Source organism: Maridesulfovibrio frigidus DSM 17176 (assembly GCF_000711735.1).
Taxonomy (GTDB): Bacteria; Desulfobacterota; Desulfovibrionia; order Desulfovibrionales; family Desulfovibrionaceae; genus Maridesulfovibrio; species Maridesulfovibrio frigidus.
Genome location: NZ_JONL01000005.1, coordinates 281070 through 300700, shown reverse-complemented (window position 1 = coordinate 300700; position 19631 = coordinate 281070). Strand labels below are relative to the sequence as shown.

The following is a 19631-nucleotide window of genomic DNA, read 5'->3' as shown; positions in this document are numbered from 1 at the left end:
CCCATAAAATTAAAAAAAGTGAAAAAAGTTTGATTAAGTTCAAATTTTTTTCACTTTTTTGTTCCCCATGTCTATTTATTGGGGAAGTTCGCTTAACCATCATCCTATTTGTAAAAAAAATATACCTCAGTTAAAGGGGGATAAGCTGTATAAAAGCATAGGGAGATAGCGAATGAGTGAAGCGCAGAATGATAAAGTTACTGAGGTTCAAATTACAGATGTGAATACTTTTGAAAATGAGAAAGAACAATTTGTTGAAGCTAAGACTAAAGTTGTTGAGCAAGTAGATGAAAAGCCTAAACGTGAAGCTCTCATTCAGTCACTTTTTCAAGAAAAAAGTTTTGAAGACAAGCTATTAGAGGCATTTGTGTTGTTTGTGAGTATGATAATTCCTGTAGTTATTATCAAGTTTGTTCCTAGTCATCCAAATGCTTCAGTATTGGGCTATGCTTTTATTTGCTCTTTTGTTCTTTGGCTAACAATTTATTTGTTTAATTTTGCACTCTCACATTTTATAGAAGGGATGAACTTTTTTACAAAGAATGAAGTTCCGCGACGAATTTTAGCTTCGGAATTGAGAACTAGGTGGAATCGAAAATCAATTGCTGATTTTACGAACGCAATTCTTGAAAATAGATTGAAAGTGTTTTTTATGTCTGAATATAATTCTGTAAAATTTATGAAGATAGGTTGTTTCCATTCTTCTTTTTTCCGTCAGAAAGAAAGAGCTATTCGTCTTTTTGATGAGCGCTGTTTTTTTGATTTAGATGAAGTAGAGAAGATTGAATTGAAATATTCAAGATTTTTGTCAGATGAAGACCGTTTAGCCCAAATACAAAATTTAGAGATTGAAGAGCTTAAAAAAGAAGTTAAATCTTATCAAACACAGAAGGCTCGTTTGACTCTCGCTCAGAAAAAGTTAGACGGAGCACATAAAGAAGGCTTCTTTCTTGCGAATATGGTGCTGGAAATGGTCAAAGACCCGACATCCTTACAGACTTTTTCTCATGAGGATTACCAAGCGATTGCTGATAAGGTTAAGGATAAAAAATATATTCAGGATTTGAGTTTGAATCGTCCTGCAGATAAGTTGATTAAAATTTTTCGTCTGAATCTCCCTTCAGAATTTAGAAACACAGGAAATGATTCCAAGTAAAAACCTTGGGACAATATGGACAAAATGGACAAAATTATATTTCTGTCCATTTTGTCCATATTGTCCGGCCATAATTATTCTTCCTTTTTTATTTCTATTTAGGTCTTCTGTTTAAAAATACCCTGCCTTGCTTCCTACTCTGTTCATAAATTTTCAAGTTTTTACAGTAAATAAAACTTAGAAATTTAATTTCTAATAACATCTTGAAAACAAACAACTTTGCCCTCTAAATTCTGTCTGTATCCGACAGAACTTGGAGGGTTTCTAACAGGATTTCTACCCCTCCAGATGGTTTAACAGCTCCGTTAAACGTGATCGATTTGCATCGAATAATAAACACCTCCAACCAACAAGGAGAAATCGATGCAAGGACTATTAAACACAAAAGAAGCAGCGGAAAGATTGAGACTTAGCCCCGGAACATTAGAAGTATGGCGTTGTCTTGGTAAAGGTCCGCGCTATATCAAAATAGGGCGGCGTGTCGGGTACGATGCTAATGATCTAGATCTCTATGTTGAATCTTGCAAAATTATCCCGCTCGAAGAACAAGCCAACTTGCCGAGGCCCAGATGAACGAGTCCGGCACAGACATTCTTTCTATGTTCAGGCATAAACTCCCTGTTCCGTTGGGTCCGAAGTTTCCGCCTTCGTTGGCTTCAATCGCGTTGCCTTCCGTTTTGGCCGAGTACTGCTATGAACTGAGTGAATCCTTACAAGTTCCGTATGATATGGTTCTCTGTAATTTCTTTGGAGTTCTGTCCACAGTCGCGCAGCGGCGTTTTTCTATAGAAGTGAAGGAAGGTTATCACGAATCCTTAAACCTTTACTTATTGTCACCGCTTCCACCCGGTGAAAGGAAAAGTGCTGTTACTCAGGCTGCACGTAGGCCGTTAACCAAGTGGGAAAACGATCAAGAGAAAGTAGTAGGACCACTGGCTCAGGAAGTCCGTTCTAAGCGATTGACGCTAAAGCGGGCTATTGATCATCGTCGTAACTTGGCTGCTAAGGCAAAGAATTCCCAGAATCGAGATAGTTTATTGCAAGAGATTCGTGACCTTGAGGAAGAATTGCCAGAGTTGTTATCCATTCCAAGATTACTTGCTGATGACATTACTCCTGAATGTCTGGCTATGCTCATGGAGCAGCAAGGCGAGTGCATGTCTATTATTGAGGCCGAAGGCGGTCTCTTTGATACCTTTGCAGGACGGTATAGCAAGATGCCTAACCTCGATCTCATCTTGAAAGCGTTTAGCGGTGAGCCGTGTCGTGTGGATCGTAAGCACGGGCAGTATATCGGGCTGAAGCATCCATTGTTGACGATATGCATTACGACTCAGCCTGATGTTTTGCGGGGAATGGCCATGAATCCAGAGTTTAGAGGGCGCGGCTTTCTGGCTAGGTTTTTATACTTCTTTGGTCAAAGCAGGCTCGGGTTTCGAATTGCGGAACCTCCGAAAGTTTCATTGCAGGTTGAGCGGGCATTTCTTGAGAGAGTTGAACTCCTTTTATCCTTCAAAACAAATTCTGAAATTACTGATCAAAGTCAGCCCTTGTTGCTCAGTGCTGAAGCGTATGAGTTGTGGAAAGGTTTTTTCTTGCTCATTGAGGGAGAGCTGCGACCGGGGAAGAGTCTGGAAAGTATGACTGATTGGGCGGGTAAGGTTCCCGGTCAAGTTGCTCGTCTTGCTGGATTGTTACACCTCGTTTCATCTGGAAAAATTGAATCTAGAATTGAACAATCTGTGATGTTGGCAGCTACCGAACTTGGCAAGAAGCTTGTTTCTCATGCTCTATATGCTTTTCATGATATGGGGTGTGATGCTTTGACTTCGTGTGCTCAGGCCGCTCTTAAGTGGATTAAGAATAGAAATATTGAGCAATTCACTTTTCGGGAATGTCATCGTGCCATCCGTGGGAGATTTCCTAAAAAGAAGCAAGTTGAGCAGGGCATAACGATGCTTGAGGATTATGGGTATCTTGTTCTGGTTCCTATTCAATCATCTGGTGTTGGGCGTCCTTCGAGTCCTAGTTACAAAGTTCATCCGGCTGTCCATGAGCAGGAGGTTACTCCAAAAGGAGTGTATAGCCAGCCTACCCAACGTGACACAGCTTGCTGCGCAACCAGTGCCGCCGTTGGGGCTGGCGAGGGAGGCAAGCCTCCCTTCGATCCCTCCGTTTACGCCAAGGAAATGGAGGTTGCATGAGCTCAATACGAAATGAGTGGATTAATCTCAGAGTTACGCCAGAAGAAAAAAAGATCATCACTTCCGAAGCAGAAACTAAAGGAATGAATACTTGTGATTTTGTACGCCATAAATTGGGAAAGCAGCGAGTTCGTAAAACCAAACGTGAAAGAGAGAAGCTGCTTCACGTTGCCCGCATAGGAAATAATCTCAACCAGCTTGCTCGCTGGGCAAATACTTATAAAGGCAATGCAGATTCAATTTTAATTCTCGCTGAACTGTCAGCGGTTGAAAAGGAGTTGAAATGTATATGAGGGTTTTTCGGTACGGCAAAGGGAATGGAGTCGCATCCATAAAATATGTCCTTGATCCAAAACGAGAGGGGCGTGAAGATTCTCCGCCAGAAGTTTTGCGAGGTGATCCAGAGACAGTGCAAAAGGTTATTGGCTCAACTGACAGGGTATGGAAATTCACTTCCGGCGTGCTTTCTTGGGCTCCAGAAGATGAAATTTCACATCAAACAGAAAAAGAGGTCATGGATAGCTTTGAAAAAATAGCATTCGCAGGCATGGAGCCGGATCAGTATTCTATCCTTTGGGTTCGGCATAGTCATGCCGGACACCCAGAGCTGCACTTTATTATTCCGCGCACTGAACTTAGGCAGGATAAAGCCATGAATCCATGTCCACCCAACTGGCAGAAACAATACGACGTTTGGCGTGATCTCTGGAATGAACGCAAGGAGTGGGCAAGGCCAGATGATTTGAAACGGTCTCGGCTTACACAGCCGGGGAAAGATATGCATTCTCCAAAGGGTAAGCAACTGAATGACTTCCGTAAAACCGTAACTGACTATTTGGCGCAAGGGATAGCTGACGGTTTGCTTAAGGACAGGAAGGATTTGGTCACGGCTCTTCAAGAGCTAGGCTACGCCGTGCCGAGGCAGGGTAAGAATTACATCACCTTGGAGTTGCCAAACGATAAAAAGCGCGTCCGACTTAAAGGAGGGATATATGAATCATCTTGGAGAGCTGACCGAGAAATTAAAAGCGAGGATGGACTCACAGTCTCAGGAGGTCGAGCAGGTAACCAAGAACGCATTGAAAGACTTGAGCGGGAACTTGGTGAAATATGCCGAAAGCGAACTGAATACCATCACCAGCGATATGGACAGCCATCTTCAGAGGCTCAGGAAAAAACAATCCAGAATATCCGCGCATCATTGGAAGCAAAGCATTTTGGCAAATATCATATCCGCTCTGCTTCTAGTCATAATCTCAGTCTGCATAACCGGATACTTCGGTTGGCGCATTCAATCCCGTACCGAGGAGTTGAGCCAACTCACGGTCAGGGTCTCGAATCTAAAAACGCAGGAAAGCAAGCTCAAGAATTGGGGCATAACAATGCACCAGCAGGGCAAGCAAAAGTTTCTGGCATTTCCCAAGGGAACGAATCTGGAAATAGTAAAAACATCCAACGGCGACCCAGCCGTTTTATTGCAGAGGTAGATCATGAACGAGTTAAGTCAGAGCTTATCGGAAACGTTGGGACGGATGGAGAAAGCGCAGGAACAAAGGTTGAAGCAGCAAGATCAGAGAATCGCCGAACAAGGGCAAAGGATAGCCGAGCTGGAAAAGGAGATGCAGGGTTGCCTAGACTTGCAGAGCGGATTGGACGGTGCGTTGAGGGAGTTGGGGCGGTTGTGCGGGCGGGGGAGATCAAAAGGCGTGAAAAAAAAGACCTCCATATAAATGGTACTTGCATAAAATAGCCCCTGCTTTATACAATGTGTTTATTTTATGTGCTGGAGGCTTAATGAGGGCATTTAAATTAAGACGTGAACTGTTAAGCCTCCAGCTTTATTGCAAAGCATCGTATCGTGTTTTTCCTTCTGCTGTGACTTTAAGATCAGCAAGAAATCTTTTTCCGTATTTTTTCACAAAAAATGAATCAACTGTATCAATGTTACCTGTTGCGCATACTAGAGCTTTATAAGCGATAGCTGACTTTAAAGGGATATCGTATGGCCAAAAAATAAGTTTAGAGTATACTGTTAGTATTTCGGACGGTGTTTGGATTATAAAAGAGTCTCTTTTAGCTGGGAGTGGTCTTACAGATGCAAACATAATTTTTTTGAAAAAAAACGGCAATTTCCGTTTTGTAAATATAAGATTTTCAAAAGTTTGAGTTATATTATCTAATGTATCTACTTTTATGGTTTTGGCTACTATTTCTCCTGCAAATTCTATGGTTTCTTGACTTGGCAATCGCATATATAACATTTTAGGCTCGCTATCGATTGCTAGCGAGGTTTGGATGGCGTTATAATTTTCCCTACCATGATTTTTGATGTGGTTGGCAATATGTTCAGCATATAAATATTCGAGGAACGATTTGTGTGGGAATTTAAAACTATCGTTTGTGCTTAAATCTCTGACAAGGAGACCGTAGCTCCTAACATTGGTGTATACTTCGTCCATAGCATTCGGGTTGTCTTGCAGTCTTTTCCTTAAATTTTTCTGTGGATTTTCAGTAATAAGTTTTGCTGCGGATGCTGAAGCAGGAATGTTTTCATATAATCTTTCGGTAATTTGCTTAAAATAATCTCCTCTAATTTGGTTTTGCTTGTTTGAACGCATCATATACACAGCAATTCCACTCATGAAGTACCGTCGTTCGTTGTCATTCAAGGTCATGAATTTAAAAACTGATAGTTTTGTTTTGTCTTGTTTTTCTGTTTGCCGATTACAACAATGGTCTATAAATGTAGACATAATTAGTGCTGAGGTTATTTTTTGTGTCTTACGATACTCTATCATCTTTTCTGTATTCCAAAGAATACTGATTATATATAAAAGAGAGGGGCGTGCTGCTACGTCTTTAAACGCGTTGTTAGATTTAAATAGGGCTACTATTTCTTCTTGGCTTTTGGGCTCGCAATTTCTTAAGCTATGTTGGACTTGTTCAGCATTGAATGGTTTCAGATATAAAGCCTTGCATGAAGGGCCAACGCTTTGCGTTTCATCAATTCCAAGAGCTTGTTTTAATTCGTCTTCGTCGAGAAAAAAGTTAGGGCGTCCTGTGATTATTATTTTGGATTTAGGGTAGCAGAAGTTCCAAAGAGCTGCGAAATGAGCCATCCTAGCTTCTTTGTCTGTCACTCCTTGCATTTCGTCAAACCCTTCAAATATAATACATAGTTTCCCTGATATTAGTAAGTTGAAAACAGCTTCTGGAGCAATGTTATATCTGGCAGCCCAAACAGCAACAAGCTGCTTAGGTTCAAGGCTAGACGGACTTTTTCCTCGTAGATCTATAAGGATAGGGATGCGATTTGTAGAGATTTTTTTGGAACATAATATATTGTACGTGAACATTAGTGAACCACTACTTTTGCCTTGTCCATACTCACCTAACAGTGCAATTTGTTGTCGGCTGCTCGTTCTAAGCCATTCCTCAAGGAAGTTTTCAAGTGTTAAATCTACATCCTTTGAAGTGGAGGTAGATATGTGAGATTGCACGTATGTATCTTTAAGAGTGAGAGAGCTATCTGGGAGTGGGGTCTTCTCAACTTGTTTTCTTATGTCGGCTGCATAGTCCGAAAAATCTGCTAAATTTTTAAGTAATTCTTCTTCAAAAAAATGTTGTAGGGTTACCCGTTCAAATTCATCGAGAGGTATGTTTGGGCCTTCTTGAGTGATAACGAATATCTCAATGTTAGCAGGTTTATTGTTTGTATTGTTTTTAATGTAATCAACGACTTCTGCTACTTTTTTAGTGTCTGGTTGATGCAGGGGACAATAAATAGCAATTGGCAAATGTGTTTTTTTATCTTTACCAATCCAGCAGGATGCTCTGTCATGCCAATCATCTTCATCTATTAAGAAGTCTTTAAATTTTAGTTTTATCAGTGACCTTGCTTGCTCATTCCAAGCACAGTTGTCGACATGCCTTAATAGTTCAGTTGTATATATATCCGATTTTTTCCCTTTATATTCTGGAGAGGGAGGGGATCCTTTTGTTATGCGGTTTATTTCTGATATACCTTCAATTAAAAATGATAGAGGTAGATTCTGCCTTTCATTAAATTGCTCTTCTTTAAATTGTTTTACAGATTTTAGACCATTCCAATTTTTAAAAATAGATTGAAAAAAGTGTACTAGAATTGCAAATAATATTATAATAAAGAATTTATCTACAATCGTTGCTTTTTGAATTGTTGTTTCAGCCCCTAGAATGAGATCAAAATAATGTGCGATAGGGGCCCAAGGGGTGCTAACAAAAACAGTTTGAATGATAAGTATAAACGCAAAAATAGCAGATGAAGAGGCCATAAATGCAAAGCGTTCGCGAGTGTACTTTTTGCGTTTTAAATATATGTATATGGCTAAAAGGCCCAGCACGAAGAAACTCACTAAAATAATAATACCCCAAAACATCATTTTTATGGCTCCTGTTTATACAATGGCGTTGTCATGTTTGCTTTATGCGTTCAATTGTCCTAAAAAACAAATTGAAGTTGGTATGGATATATTATTTTTGAGATAAACGCTATATTTGTTTAAAGATGAATAGGATTCTTGTTTTTTAATTTTAATTTACTATTTGCTATAAATATATGGTCACCACCTACCAACCACCCCACACAATAACCCCACTCATCGTAAATCTGATAGCCCAGATAAGCGAGGTAATAGGGCGTTTAACCGTCCTTACCGATAATTCAAAGGAATTACGGCTAAGGCGCATCAATCGCGTGCGCACTATTCGTGGCTCTTTAGCTATTGAGGGGAACAACCTAAGCGAAGAACAAATTACAGCTATTCTTGCCGGCAAAAGGGTAATAGCCCCGCCCCGTGAAATTCAGGAAGTTCGTAACGCCATTGCTGCTTATGAGCGGTTCGGTAGTTGGTCCGTTGAGCGGGAAGCTGATTTGCTGGAGGCACATAGCGTACTTATGTCCGGCCTGATAGATGAGGCTGGTGCTTACCGTCATTCCGGTGTCGGCGTGATTGCGGGTGAAAGGGTAATTCACATGGCCCCGCCAGCGAAGCGCGTTTCTATTTTAATGCAGGATCTTTTTGGATGGCTTGCCGCAACTGACGATCATCCACTAATAGCAAGTTCAGTTTTTCACTACGAATTTGAATTCATACATCCTTTCGCTGATGGCAACGGTCGTATGGGCCGTTTGTGGCAGACTCTTATTCTGAACCGCTGGAATCCTTTGTTTGCAGATATCCCGGTCGAAAGTCTGATCTATGAACACCAAGAAGAATACTATGACGCTCTACAACAGAGCACAGATAAAGCTGATTCAGCTCCATTCATCGAGTTCATGCTCAGGATGATTTTCGATGCTATTGCATCTGCGACCCCCCAAGTAAGCCCCCAAGTTGACCCCCAAGTTAAAGCGTTGGTGGAAGCCATTTCAGGTGAAATGAGTCGTAATGAACTTCAAGCTGTTTTGGGTCTGAAAGATCGGAAATCATTTAGAGAACTTTATCTCAAGCCAGCTCTAGAAGAAGGGCTTATTGAAATGACTATTCCTAGTAAGCCTAATAGTAAGTTGCAGAAGTATCGTTTGATTTAAGCGGGGGCTTTTGTTGCTGCGCTCCATAAAAACTGTGATTTTATTTTAAGGACTATATAAATGAAAAAGAGATTGAGAAAGAAAAGAAGACTTGGTGAATTTAAAGAATTTGGATTTAGTGTAGGTTTCCGATATTCTAATGAATTAGATAGAAAAGCTGAGGATGAGTTAATTGATAGGTTTATTGAAAAAGCAATTGAAGATAATGGGCTCGGATTCGGTGGTGGCGGCTGCAATCCTGAATGGAGAGGGTTTGTTGTTGCGGAGAAAACGAGAAACTCCACCTCAAAGCATCATCAGGAAGCTGTTGAGCAATGGTTTATTCAAGATTCTGAAATTTTAGAATATTACGTTACTCCTATGGTTGATGCTTGGCATGGCAGCTATGATGATGAAGATATTCAATGGGTGCATAAGAAAAAGGCATAGCAGGCTTTCATCTTCGAGTATGAAACAATTTTGTATGAATTATTTGGGCTCTGTATCCGGCCGGGATAGTAGCATCTAGGCTATAGTCTTTTGTCTTGTATTTCTTACCATCTGCGCAGTTTTTTCCAAAATAGAAACAACTGAATTTTCTTCAATTTTATTGCTATCAAAAATGGTTTGCAGGTGTTTAGAGATAGCAAGCACCTCAACTCTAAACAGCTCGGCAATCCTTTTTTTTGAGGAAGCTATATCTACCTCTTTTGACCGCCACATTTCTGCATCTTCTGATACATATCCCCCACAACTTCACTTGCCTTCATCATGGCATCATCACGCAGGTGTGCATATCTCTGAACCATAGACGGTGTTTTATGGGTGAGCAGTTTTTGCAGAGTGTACATGTCTACTTGTCCCGAACTGGCGAGGGTAGAGGCAAAGACGTGTCGCAGTCCGTGCATAGGACGAAAATCTTTGGCCAGTCCCGCATTGTCACATATACGCCGAAAGGGAATACGCATTTCTTTTGTTGGGCCGTTATCTCTACCGGGGAAAATGTATTCGCTGTCTTTTTGGGGCAGGTCTTCCAAAATTGATCTGGTTAAATTATTCAAAGGTATACGCTGATCAGTTCCACCTTTTGGGTCTTTGAGTGTGATGAAGCCACGATTAAAATCAATGTCATTCCATCTCATCTTAAATATTTCGCCTTTTCTCATGCCTGTATAGAGGGCCATAAGCATCATGTTCGCAGCAGGTTTATTCGATGATGTTTCAATGGCTTCCATGAGTGATGAAAGCTGTCTGGGCGTGAGATCTTCAGTTTTGATGTTATTTACTTTAGGCATTTCAAAATGAAGTTTTGCCTGATTGACTGGCTGACACAGTCCGCGCTTGGCTCCGAAATTAAGTATGCGTTTGAGCAGGACAAGTTCTTGTTTCACTGTGCCGGGAGCAAGGCCGCGGTCCTGTAGTTTGCGGCGCAGTTTGTCTATGTCCGTTGTTGAAATTTCTTCCGTAATTTTTCTACCAAAATCTTTGAGCAGGTATGCCCGCCAGCGATTACGGTCGTCTTTTATGCTCTTGTTTTCCTGCTTGGCATCATAGAATGCTTCCCATAACCGACTGGTGGTCATTTTCTCCCGTTCTGCTCGGATCTTCTCGCTACGCTCTTCATTGGAGTCAACCCTGCCTTCAATGCGCAGTACCCGGAGACGGTTGGCTTTGGCTGGTGTCATACGGTCCTGATGCTGGCGACCGGCTTTTTCTTCGATTGATTTTCCGTTTTTATAGTAACGGATATAGTATATTTCCTCATTCACATCAGTTGTGGGGTGGGTGCTGGTGATGTAGAATACACCTTTGTATGCGGTTTTATTTCTTTTTTTAGCTGCCATAACCTTGTCCTTTTTGCCTGTTTGTGGGGAAGAGGATTTTCTGATCAATTTTCTCTCATTAATCCGTTTAATTCCGTGGGGTCATGGCTCATATTCCCCATGCTATTCCCCATAAAGAAGGCCAAGATACAGTAAATTATGGGGAAATCAAACAAGGTAGGTTAAAGAGTGTTCTTCTTTTAATTAAAGAACTTATGAGGCAGTTAAACTCGGATAAAGTGTCAAGAACGGTACTCAAAATCCGCCGGTAGTGATACCATGAGAGTTCAATTATCTCTCCCGGTACCAGATAAATCAAGGGTTTATAGCTTTGCAGCTGTAAACCCTTTTTTTGTGCGTGGTGGTTTGTACAACTCCTGTACAACTTTTTTTGGTACTAAGATTTAATGTTGTTATAGCTTGATAGGCCGATGGTTAGCTTTCAACTTTAGCAGGCAAAGACATGAGCCACGGAAATCCTGATATGGGGTCAAAGTGATCGAGCCCTGTTAGGATGTTGGCGTTAGCTTCAATCCATCCATGTGCCAAGCGCAGGCAATCAATGCGTACATTGGAGCATAACCGAACATGGAGGTTTAATGCTCCATAAGGAGTAGAGAGTTTGATCTCTTGACCGTCTTTAATCCCGTGTGCCGGTGCCGCATCATGGTGCATGTCAAGATACTGATCAGGTAAAGCCTTGCGGTATTCCAGCACGTTATGAAACTGGCTATGTTGGTAAGGAGAAACTCGGTCACCAGTGCTTAGGGTAAAGGGGTACTCGTTCGCATCCTCTACAGGCAGTATGAACGATTCTGGTACAGGCATGGATGCTTGCCCCATTGATGCAAGTCGTTCTGATGCATAGTGGACTGGTCCGTGTTCATCATATTCTGCTTTATATGAAACCGTTGACGTGGAGCTTTTTTCCAGATCTTCAATAGAAATACCACTTTGGGACAGACGCCAAATAAGTGCCTCGCGGTTGTCTTTCCACGGGAAAAGTTCTCCCAAACCGAGTCGTTCAGCCAGAGTGAAAATGACTTTCCAAGCAGGTTCCCCGATGGCTGACTCCGTAGAGACTGGACGAACCAATCCCAAAAGAGGTCGCCCGGTTGTCCCGTAATCATGTACCTCTAAGGTTTCAAGCATGTCTGCTGCTGGAATAATTAAGTCAGCCAATTCCGCTGTTGGAGTCATGAAGAGATCAAAGACCGCAAGAAAATCGAGCTTCGAAAGGGCCTTTCGTTGAGCATCCTCATCAGGAAAGGTCAGCATCGGATTACCACCCATAATAAGCATAGAGCGCAAAGGATAAGGATCTCCTTCAAGAATAGCCTTACCCCAAAACATTCCCTGCCCTTGCGTATCCCCACCAGTATACATTGGAGCCTCATGCGTTCCAATAGATCTTGGACGCGCAGGATATTTATCCATACCGGGCAATGGAGCAAGCTTCACGGCACTGGATTTAGGTCGAACGTCATCCAAAAGAGATTGCAGGCATGCTATAGCCCGAATGGTTTGCACTCCGGTGGGTTTGAGTTCAAGCCCAAGTCCGGTTTGCACCCAAACTGGACGATTTGCATAAAGAATTTCCCAAGCAGCCTTGACAGTTTCAAGCTCCAAGCCTGTTTTATTAACAGCCTCATTCAAGGATATTCCTTCTAGCATGGCTCTTAAGTCCTCGAATCCAATAGCTTCACTCGATGGAACCAATTTAGCATTTTCAATTGCCAGCTTGAGAAACGCTAAAGCCAGAAATCCATCTGTTCCGGCTTTTATCTGTAAGTGGATATCTGCCATTTTTGCCGTTTTTGTTTGAGATGGGTCAACCACAACCAAGCGAACGCCATCTGTCACTGCTTTTTTGATATCTTTATATGTTCGAGGAGAAGATATCGCCGGATTGGCACCCCATATCAACGCGGATTTCATGCGCGAAAAATCCGGTTCGGGGATGCCTCCGTAGGTCATTCCATGTCCCATAGCCATTGAAGCATGACAGAGGCTGCCCACGGAAATGTAATTGGGGGATCCCAAACCGTGAGCAAGATGCTTCATGTATGCAGCAACTTCCTGATGTTTGAGGGATTCTCCTTTATAAAGGCAAATGCTTTCTGGGCCATATTGATCTCGGCTTTCAGCAAATTTCTCAGCTAGAACATCCATTGCTTGGTCAAATGTTATCGGAACAAGCTTTCCGTTCTTGCGTAAAAGTGGCGTTTTCAATCTGTCTGGAGAATGCCGAACGTATCCATATTTTTTCCCTCGAGAACAGATGAATCCTCGGCTTACGGGGTGCTCTGGGTTGCCATCAATTTGGGTTTCTCCATCAGTTTCACTGACCAGTAATCCACAGTTCTCTTTGCAAATCCTACAAATGGTCGGAACAAAAGGGGGCTGCATGCTATATCCTTAAATTAGAGTTTTTTACTTACATCAGTTCTTCTACAATACACATAATCACTAGTTTTACTCTATTAATTATAACTATGGCTTAAATCTATAAGTGCGCCGCAGAGCTACTCAAAATATCTATTGGACATATTCCTCGGCAAACATATATATACGTTTCATCTTAATTTGTTTAATTGTTATGTATTTTTTTTAACATAATAAAAATTTAACTGTAAAAATAGTTATATTTGAATGTATAGGGGTAAATTGTATGTCTAAAACTCTTGTTGAATTTATTAATACATGTCCGTGTTGTGATGAGTATGTGAATATAATAGAAAAAACTACTTCACAGTATGGTAGTAGTATTGATCTAAAAGTTTATTACGCAGGTAAAGATTTCGATTACGTCAGAAAGTATGGGCAGGTAAACAAAGGGACAATGATCATAAATGAAAGAAAAAAGTATGACTCATTGACTACAACAGTAATAGAAAATGCAATTGCCGAAGCCGTTGCCGAAGCTGACTCGCAGGCTGACAGCTAATGTTTCAAATGTTTACAAAGCCCTTGTTGCTGGCGCTAGATATCCTTAATGATGCTTCTCCTTGGCTACTTGCCAGCTTCATTTTGGCTGGAGTTCTCCATGAGTACCTCCGCCCGGAAATACTTCAAAAAATGATGGGAAACGATCGCCTCTCGTCCATTATTAAGGCTACGCTCTCCGGCATGCTACTCCCTATCTGTAGTTGCGGTGTTATTCCTTTGGGGCTCGGCCTGTATTATTCTGGAGCATACCTCGGACCTACACTGGCCTTCATGACTTCCACACCAATCATAAATCCGGCCGCAGCTGTATTGGCTTTCGGTCTGCTTGGGCCAAAGATTGCTGGTATCTATATTCTTGCAGGCTTTACCGTCCCCTTGGTTATGGGGCTTATAGGTAATCGCTTCGGCGGCCTAGAGCGCCAACTACCTGGCATGGAAAACCTTTCCGCGCCCCCCGTCCTTGAAAATATGAGCGCACCTTCCGTAAAAGAAAAGTTATTGGCAGGACTTCGCTGGGGTTTTTGGGACCTTGGCGTCATGGTCAGCCGCTATATTGTTTTCGGCGTGTTGCTAGCCGGTATGATCATAGCTCTGACTCCTCATGGAGCCATTCAAGAATACCTTGGCAATCCCGGTATGATTTCTCTATTTGGCATCGCAGCACTAGGCGCTATTATGTATGTTTGTGCTGTCGGCCATATCCCTTTTATAGCTGCTTTGGTGGCTGGCGGAGCGGCTCCTGGCGTAGCAATCGTCTTTCTTATGACCGGTGCCGCAACTAACCTTCCGGAACTTTTGAGTATGTATAAAATGATCGGCAAACGTTGCGTCATTATTTATTCCAGTGTCCTCATTATTACAGCTCTGGCTTTCGGTCGTCTGGCCAACTACTTGCTTATGCCGGATTTTATCCCCGTGTTCTCATTAGGCGCTGATAATAAGGCGATAGATATAGCTAATTCACTGATTGTATCAGTCCCTGACCCTATTCAATACTTTTGTTCACTAATTATTGTTCTGCTTGGAGCCCACTCTGTTGTTCCTAGTCTGATGAAAATATTTAGCAGCAAACGGGTGACGGTCTAAAATATACAATGAGAAATGCATACATCTTATTTGCAGAATTGTTGGTCCTATCCGTTTTATGTTGTGGATGCGAAAACATACAGAAAACACCAAAGGATGTAGCTGAAGGGCTCACGCAATGTACTGATATTTACGATGTCTTTTTTCAAAAAAATCCTAAGTGTACGCCCATTTTGGCTACCGAAGGAGATGTTAATGATGATGGTGATGCCGATCTCGTACTGTTGTATGTCGGGGTAGATTGCAATAATTGGATGTGCGTTCTGCTTCGTGACAAAGATGGGGGCTATACCGCTTCGAAAACGCACAAAGCCCCCGTATCAAACCAGTCTGTAATCTTTCGGAATATAGATGGTAAGCCTCCACTTGAATTTATCGTGCAGGGTATGAAAGGAGCTAAGTCAGGTTTTGCTATTTACAGAATGGAAAATGGCGAACTGATGGATGTTTTTGGAGAAGGCATGGAAGACTGCTGCTAAAATATCTACTTTCATTCATTTAATAACTTAATAATAAGGATTTCTCATGGGCACATCTTATAAAATTTCTCTTAGTTCATTTTTATCTATAACAATCATGATGGTTTTGGGGGCACTGCTTTTTTCTGCCAATCAGGCGGTTGCAGATGACGATGACTACGTTGTTCAACTTGGCTACTACAATTGCGATCACATGACAGCCGCGCCCATAGCCAAGGAAGCAGGAATATTCGATGAGCTAGGTCTCAAGGTGAATGTAACAGGAAATGGGCAGGTCCCTCAGGCAATGGCTGCAGGGCGGATGGATGCCGGTTATATTGGTATTCATGGTCTCATGAGAGCCCGCCTTAAAGGTGCCCCCATTTTCGTCAGCGCTAATAACCATCTTGGCGGTTCCTACTATCTGGTTGTTTCCAACGATATCAAAACACCGCAGGACTTGATTGGCAAAAAGCTTTCTCTAGGTAGTAACCCTACCAAGCGAAGCGCTTCATGGGTTGGATTCACTGCAGCGAATAATATTCCTGTAGATCCTGCAAAATATGAAGTTTTTGCCATGGCAGACAAGGATGAATTCATTGCACTTAAGACTCATAGTCTTGATGGGTACCTCACATGTGATCCTTGGGGATCAATGGCTGAATATGATGGTTGTGGCTGGATTATGGAAACCTTTTCTAAACTGCCATCCACCAATGATTGGGGCGTTTGCTGCGTACTCGCTATGAGTAATGAGTTTGGTAAAGAGCATCCGGAATTAGCAAAAAAAATGATTCAGGCTCACGTTAAGGCTTTGGAATTCATATACACTCAGCCCAAACGGGCAGCGGAAATCTTTGCAAAAGCTTACTCTGTCCCTGAGGAAGTGGCTCTTATGACTATTTTCAAAAAGACTGTTGCCGAAGAGCGCACGTTGAACTGGGAAGTTGATAAAGGGAAGATTCAGGACGAGATCGATTACAACGTATCCATTGGAACTTTGGACGCAGCTCCTCCTCTTGAAGAGTTTGTGAATGTTGAGTTCTTAAATGCCGCAAAAGTGGATGATTTCAAAACATTCATCAAAGAGAAAGTCGATCCCATTTTTCCTATGGGTATGACATATGAGCAGTGGAAGGCTAAGGCTTTGGAAATCCACGCACAGAGGGGGTAGCTGGAGTTCTGTAATGAAAGGCTCCCTGTTAATTTTATTAGGGTTGGTCGTGGCGCTGAGCGTTGCGGCCGCCTTTGGTTCTCCAACCGAAAGCACAACGGATATCCGGATCGGAACACCTTCGGATACTGCTGGGCTTTTAGCTGATTTAGCTGTCGAAGAAGCTGACATAGAAGGGTTAACCACTGTTAGCGGAATTAAGACATTTCAAATCAATGACTGCTGCACTCCAGTTGCGCAATGGGCAATGTCGTCTCAATCTGTAGATTTGGCTTTGATGTGTCCTGATTCAGCCGGAGCTTTGGTTGCCAAGGATGCACGGTTCAACATTATTGGCCCTATTCTTTACAATTCCGAGGTTCTTGTTTCTAGGCTAGATACAAAAATTTTATCAGTAGGTGTTGCGCAAGGACGTACACGATTAGAGCCAATACTTAAGGAGGCTTTAGGTGAAGAAATTTCTGTTTCTCCTATGCTCCCAACATCTTTACCCTATGCTTATAAGAAAAAAGTCGTTGATGCCGTGGTCGTTGATTTCTTCACAGCTCTGAATATGCCGGGACAGATAACGAGGCTTGCTCAACAAAAAAATGAGAATCTTTCATATGTCCTTGTGATCAGAAAAGACCTCCAGATCACGCCTCTCTATTCCAGAATTATTAAGGCATTTGAGAATGCTGCGACGAAGATGAGTAATTCGACCGAGCTTCAAGCGGCAGTTCTAAAATACAAAAAAACAACTCTAAATGATGAAGAGGTTAAATTATGGCAGACACTACGAATTCGCTTCGTTTCTCCTATAAGCATGCCAATAAGTTTGCCAAAATTGTAGGATCTGAAACTTCTGGACAGCGAAAGATCTGGTACAGACTGATAACATTGCTCATTTTCACTGGGACTTGGCAGTTGGCAGCATTGTATTACAATAGTGAATTTGCGCTTCCAGGTCCGCTAAGTGTTGTTAAATCTTTCGGACTGGCGGTCATTGACCCGACTACCTTGTTCAACCTTTGTCTGACTTTGCGGCGAGTTATAACTGGGTTGGGCATAGCTTGTGTTCTTGGCATGAGCATCGGGTTCACTATGGGGTATTCCAAAACAGCAATGCAGCTAATTGATCCAATCATTAATCCACTTCGTCAGGTCCCTATTATGGCGTGGGTGCCTTTGACCATTGTTTGGTTCGGTCTGGGAGATGGGCCAACTATCTTTCTCATCGCCATGGTCGCCGTCTTTCCCATATTGCTGAGTACTATTTCAGGTGTGCAGTCCATAGATAAAGACTACTATAATGCCGCTCGCTCAATGGGGGCTGGGTTTTGGACCGTGTTTCGTAAAATCATTATCCCTGCATCACTGCCGGAAATACTTACAGGTTCTCGAGTGGCTGTGAGCGCGGGATGGATGTCCGTTATCTGAGCAGAGTTTATAGCAACGAGTGCCGGGTTCGGTTTCTCAATGGTTGAAGCGTCTACGCTGATGGACACGCCCCGCCTGATCGCACTTATGATCATGGCGGCTCTTGTGGGGTATGCTATAGATTTGCTGATTGTTTCACTCAGCAAAGTAATACTCCCTTGGCGTTATCTGGAGGACTAGTTCCTCATATAATTTCCTTTTTAACAGCACGGTGAACACAATGCATCTGCACATTAACAATGTTTCAAAAACTTTTTCTAGAAGCGGAATATCCAATACCGTCCTGAACGACATCAATTTCAATGTCAGTTCAAGTCAATTCCTAACTCTTCTGGGTCCATCAGGGTGCGGAAAAACTACCTTGCTAACCATTATTGCCGGATTTCAAAAAGTTACATCCGGTAAGATTATCCTCAATGGGATGAATGTATCAAAGCCATGTTCGGACCTTGGTTTTATGTTTCAGAATTATGCATTGTTCCCGTGGATGAGTGTGCGGGACAATATTCTTTTCCCCTTGAAGCAACAGAAAATTTCTAAGCGAGAACAAGAATCGCGCTTGGCTGAGCTGTTGAGTTTGTCCCGCTTAGAAGGCAAGGAAAATCTCTATCCGAGTCAAATCTCCGGTGGTATGAAACAGCGGACAGCCTTTGTACGAGCATTGGCTGGAAACCCGGAGGTTCTTTTGATGGATGAGCCTTTGGGAGCCGTAGACCACCAAATGCGCCAAGCACTTCAGGAAGACTTAGAACGTCTCTGGATTAAAGACAAAACCACAGTGGTTATGGTTACTCATGATGTTGATGAAGCTATCTACTTAAGTGATCGTGTGATTGTAATGTCTTCCGATCAGGGTCGTGTTGTGGGCGATATTCAAATTAAAGACCCTCGTCCTAGAAGCCGGTCAGGGCCTCAATACCATAAATATAAAGACATATTAACCAGCCACCTCAATCAAGCTTATATCCCATGTAAGGATGAAAAAGAGAGTAAAGGAGTGGAAGCTGCATGATTACCGCAGGCATAGACGTCGGATCGGTAGCAGCCAAAGCAGTTATATTTGATGATAAGATTATAGGAAAGGCGGTCATTCCAACTGGCTGGGATCCAAAGGGCGCAGGTGAAGAAGTCTTTCGCATGGCTCTGGCCGACGCAGGTATAAGCAGGACGGATGTATCTCACGTAGTCGGAACAGGATACGGCCGTGTTGCTCTGCCTTTTATAGATAAAAAAATCACTGAAATAAGTTGTCATGCTAAGGGGGCATCCTATCTATTTCCTGGATGTCGTACGGTCATTGATATTGGCGGGCAGGATCTTAAGGTCATCTCAATCGAAGAAGATGGCTCTGTCTCTGATTTTATTATGAATGACAAATGCGCCGCAGGGACAGGACGGTTTCTGCAAGTTATGTCTGGAGTGCTGGATATGACGATATTGGAATTGGGAGAAACGGCTCTTTCTGGCGAAGCTGTGGAAATAAATAGCATGTGTACTGTTTTTGCCGAGACTGAAATCATTGGTCTTCTGGCCCAAGGCACGGATAAGAAATCTATTTGCGCAGGTATTGTCCGGTCCATAGGCAGGCGTGTCCGTGCTCTCTCTGGTCGTGTATCCTGCCGGCCTGAAATAGCTTTTACCGGAGGACTGGCTTTGAGTTCAGGTATTTGCTCGATCATTTCCGATGAATTGAGTGCCCCATTTAAAATTTCAGATAGTCCTCAGCTAACAGGTGCACTAGGTGCAGCAATCTTATCCCAAAAACTAGCAAAAGCTGCTGCAGAGCAGCAAAGCGCCCAATAGGAACACAA

The 19631-nt window shown here is 42.5% G+C and carries 18 protein-coding genes; 15 read left to right on the top strand and 3 right to left on the bottom strand.

Annotated elements, in window-relative coordinates; all coding sequences use genetic code 11:
* Nucleotides 1-172 precede the first annotated feature (172 nt).
* From BR06_RS0112030 to BR06_RS19800, 5 genes are all read left to right on the top strand, one after another.
* A complete protein-coding gene (locus BR06_RS0112030; protein ID WP_031483362.1) occupies nucleotides 173-1156 on the top strand; it encodes a hypothetical protein in 984 nt (327 codons plus the stop codon).
* 363 nt (nucleotides 1157-1519) lie between these two features.
* Nucleotides 1520-1729 (top strand): helix-turn-helix transcriptional regulator, encoded by a 210-nt coding sequence (locus BR06_RS0112025; RefSeq protein ID WP_031483360.1) that lies wholly within the window; start codon nucleotides 1520-1522, stop codon nucleotides 1727-1729.
* On the top strand, nucleotides 1726-3360 hold the full coding sequence (locus tag BR06_RS0112020) for a YfjI family protein (RefSeq protein ID WP_051677069.1): 1635 nt from the start codon (nucleotides 1726-1728) through the stop codon (nucleotides 3358-3360). The genes BR06_RS0112025 and BR06_RS0112020 overlap by 4 nt, the downstream gene beginning before the upstream one ends.
* Nucleotides 3357-3653, top strand: a complete 297-nt coding sequence (locus tag BR06_RS0112015) for a MobC family plasmid mobilization relaxosome protein (protein ID WP_051677067.1) — start codon at nucleotides 3357-3359, stop codon at nucleotides 3651-3653. The genes BR06_RS0112020 and BR06_RS0112015 overlap by 4 nt, the downstream gene beginning before the upstream one ends.
* Nucleotides 3650-5110, top strand: coding sequence for a relaxase/mobilization nuclease domain-containing protein (locus BR06_RS19800; protein ID WP_211252479.1), 1461 nt, complete (start codon nucleotides 3650-3652; stop codon nucleotides 5108-5110). The genes BR06_RS0112015 and BR06_RS19800 overlap by 4 nt, the downstream gene beginning before the upstream one ends.
* 88 nt (nucleotides 5111-5198) lie before the next feature.
* Here the strand turns inward: BR06_RS19800 and BR06_RS0112005 are convergent, their stop codons facing one another.
* A complete protein-coding gene (locus tag BR06_RS0112005; RefSeq protein ID WP_031483279.1) occupies nucleotides 5199-7781 on the bottom strand; it encodes an NACHT domain-containing protein in 2583 nt (860 codons plus the stop codon).
* Nucleotides 7782-8095: 314 nt separating this feature from the next.
* Here BR06_RS0112005 and BR06_RS0112000 point away from each other — a divergent pair, with 314 nt between their 5' ends.
* Nucleotides 8096-8932, top strand: a complete 837-nt coding sequence (locus BR06_RS0112000; RefSeq protein WP_235727720.1) for a Fic family protein — start codon at nucleotides 8096-8098, stop codon at nucleotides 8930-8932.
* A 60-nt stretch (nucleotides 8933-8992) separates the two neighbouring features.
* Nucleotides 8993-9361: a 50S ribosome-binding protein YggL gene (locus tag BR06_RS0111995; RefSeq protein ID WP_031483275.1), complete on the top strand. Its 369-nt coding sequence runs from the start codon at nucleotides 8993-8995 to the stop codon at nucleotides 9359-9361.
* A 251-nt stretch (nucleotides 9362-9612) separates the two neighbouring features.
* Here the strand turns inward: BR06_RS0111995 and BR06_RS0111985 are convergent, their stop codons facing one another.
* Nucleotides 9613-10755, bottom strand: a complete 1143-nt coding sequence (locus BR06_RS0111985; protein WP_031483272.1) for a tyrosine-type recombinase/integrase — start codon at nucleotides 10753-10755, stop codon at nucleotides 9613-9615.
* Between the two features lie 414 nt (nucleotides 10756-11169).
* A complete protein-coding gene (locus tag BR06_RS0111980) occupies nucleotides 11170-13143 on the bottom strand; it encodes a molybdopterin-containing oxidoreductase family protein (RefSeq protein ID WP_031483270.1) in 1974 nt (657 codons plus the stop codon).
* Nucleotides 13144-13405: 262 nt separating this feature from the next.
* Between BR06_RS0111980 and saoT the strand changes: the two genes are divergently transcribed.
* From saoT to BR06_RS0111940, 8 genes are read left to right on the top strand one after another with little or no spacing between them, the layout of a single operon-like run.
* Nucleotides 13406-13681, top strand: coding sequence for a thioredoxin-like (seleno)protein SaoT (saoT, locus tag BR06_RS0111975; protein ID WP_031483268.1), 276 nt, complete (start codon nucleotides 13406-13408; stop codon nucleotides 13679-13681).
* Nucleotides 13681-14769 carry an efflux transporter SaoE gene (saoE, locus tag BR06_RS0111970; RefSeq protein ID WP_031483267.1) on the top strand — a complete coding sequence of 363 codons (1089 nt, stop codon included), beginning with the start codon at nucleotides 13681-13683 and terminating at the stop codon, nucleotides 14767-14769. Before saoT ends, saoE begins: the two co-directional genes overlap by 1 nt.
* A gap of 8 nt (nucleotides 14770-14777) precedes the next feature.
* A complete protein-coding gene (gene saoC / locus BR06_RS0111965) occupies nucleotides 14778-15248 on the top strand; it encodes a Cys-Cys-COOH (seleno)protein SaoC (protein WP_051677063.1) in 471 nt (156 codons plus the stop codon).
* Nucleotides 15249-15294: 46 nt separating this feature from the next.
* The gene (gene saoX / locus BR06_RS0111960) at nucleotides 15295-16401 is read left to right on the top strand and encodes an ABC transporter substrate-binding subunit SaoX (RefSeq protein WP_031483265.1); all 1107 of its coding nucleotides are present in this window, start codon (nucleotides 15295-15297) and stop codon (nucleotides 16399-16401) included.
* 13 nt (nucleotides 16402-16414) lie between these two features.
* A complete protein-coding gene (gene saoB, locus BR06_RS0111955) occupies nucleotides 16415-17233 on the top strand; it encodes an ABC transporter substrate-binding (seleno)protein SaoB (RefSeq protein WP_031483264.1) in 819 nt (272 codons plus the stop codon).
* Nucleotides 17167-18000, top strand: a complete 834-nt coding sequence (saoP, locus tag BR06_RS0111950; RefSeq protein ID WP_268870798.1) for an ABC transporter permease subunit SaoP — start codon at nucleotides 17167-17169, stop codon at nucleotides 17998-18000. Before saoB ends, saoP begins: the two co-directional genes overlap by 67 nt.
* 40 nt (nucleotides 18001-18040) lie before the next feature.
* Entirely contained in the window at nucleotides 18041-18832 is a 792-nt protein-coding gene (gene saoA / locus BR06_RS0111945) for an ABC transporter ATP-binding protein SaoA (protein ID WP_034603003.1), read from the top strand.
* Nucleotides 18829-19623 (top strand): acyl-CoA dehydratase activase, encoded by a 795-nt coding sequence (locus tag BR06_RS0111940; RefSeq protein WP_031483261.1) that lies wholly within the window; start codon nucleotides 18829-18831, stop codon nucleotides 19621-19623. The genes saoA and BR06_RS0111940 overlap by 4 nt, the downstream gene beginning before the upstream one ends.
* The last annotated feature ends 8 nt before the right edge of the window (nucleotides 19624-19631 follow it).

Bases quoted from the DNA above. Each gene is read 5' to 3' on its own strand.
- BR06_RS0111985 (WP_031483272.1), bottom strand. From the start codon at position 10,755: ATGGCAGCTAAAAAAAGAAATAAAACCGCATACAAAGGTGTATTCTAC.
- BR06_RS0112020 (WP_051677069.1), top strand. From the start codon at position 1,726: ATGAACGAGTCCGGCACAGACATTCTTTCTATGTTCAGGCATAAACTC.
- BR06_RS19800 (WP_211252479.1), top strand. From the start codon at position 3,650: ATGAGGGTTTTTCGGTACGGCAAAGGGAATGGAGTCGCATCCATAAAA.
- BR06_RS0112015 (WP_051677067.1), top strand. From the start codon at position 3,357: ATGAGCTCAATACGAAATGAGTGGATTAATCTCAGAGTTACGCCAGAA.
- saoX (WP_031483265.1), top strand. From the start codon at position 15,295: ATGGGCACATCTTATAAAATTTCTCTTAGTTCATTTTTATCTATAACA.
- saoA (WP_034603003.1), top strand. From the start codon at position 18,041: ATGCATCTGCACATTAACAATGTTTCAAAAACTTTTTCTAGAAGCGGA.
- saoB (WP_031483264.1), top strand. From the start codon at position 16,415: ATGAAAGGCTCCCTGTTAATTTTATTAGGGTTGGTCGTGGCGCTGAGC.
- saoC (WP_051677063.1), top strand. From the start codon at position 14,778: ATGAGAAATGCATACATCTTATTTGCAGAATTGTTGGTCCTATCCGTT.
- BR06_RS0112025 (WP_031483360.1), top strand. From the start codon at position 1,520: ATGCAAGGACTATTAAACACAAAAGAAGCAGCGGAAAGATTGAGACTT.
- BR06_RS0111995 (WP_031483275.1), top strand. From the start codon at position 8,993: ATGAAAAAGAGATTGAGAAAGAAAAGAAGACTTGGTGAATTTAAAGAA.
- saoT (WP_031483268.1), top strand. From the start codon at position 13,406: ATGTCTAAAACTCTTGTTGAATTTATTAATACATGTCCGTGTTGTGAT.
- BR06_RS0111980 (WP_031483270.1), bottom strand. From the start codon at position 13,143: ATGCAGCCCCCTTTTGTTCCGACCATTTGTAGGATTTGCAAAGAGAAC.
- saoE (WP_031483267.1), top strand. From the start codon at position 13,681: ATGTTTCAAATGTTTACAAAGCCCTTGTTGCTGGCGCTAGATATCCTT.
- BR06_RS0112030 (WP_031483362.1), top strand. From the start codon at position 173: ATGAGTGAAGCGCAGAATGATAAAGTTACTGAGGTTCAAATTACAGAT.
- BR06_RS0112005 (WP_031483279.1), bottom strand. From the start codon at position 7,781: ATGATGTTTTGGGGTATTATTATTTTAGTGAGTTTCTTCGTGCTGGGC.
- BR06_RS0111940 (WP_031483261.1), top strand. From the start codon at position 18,829: ATGATTACCGCAGGCATAGACGTCGGATCGGTAGCAGCCAAAGCAGTT.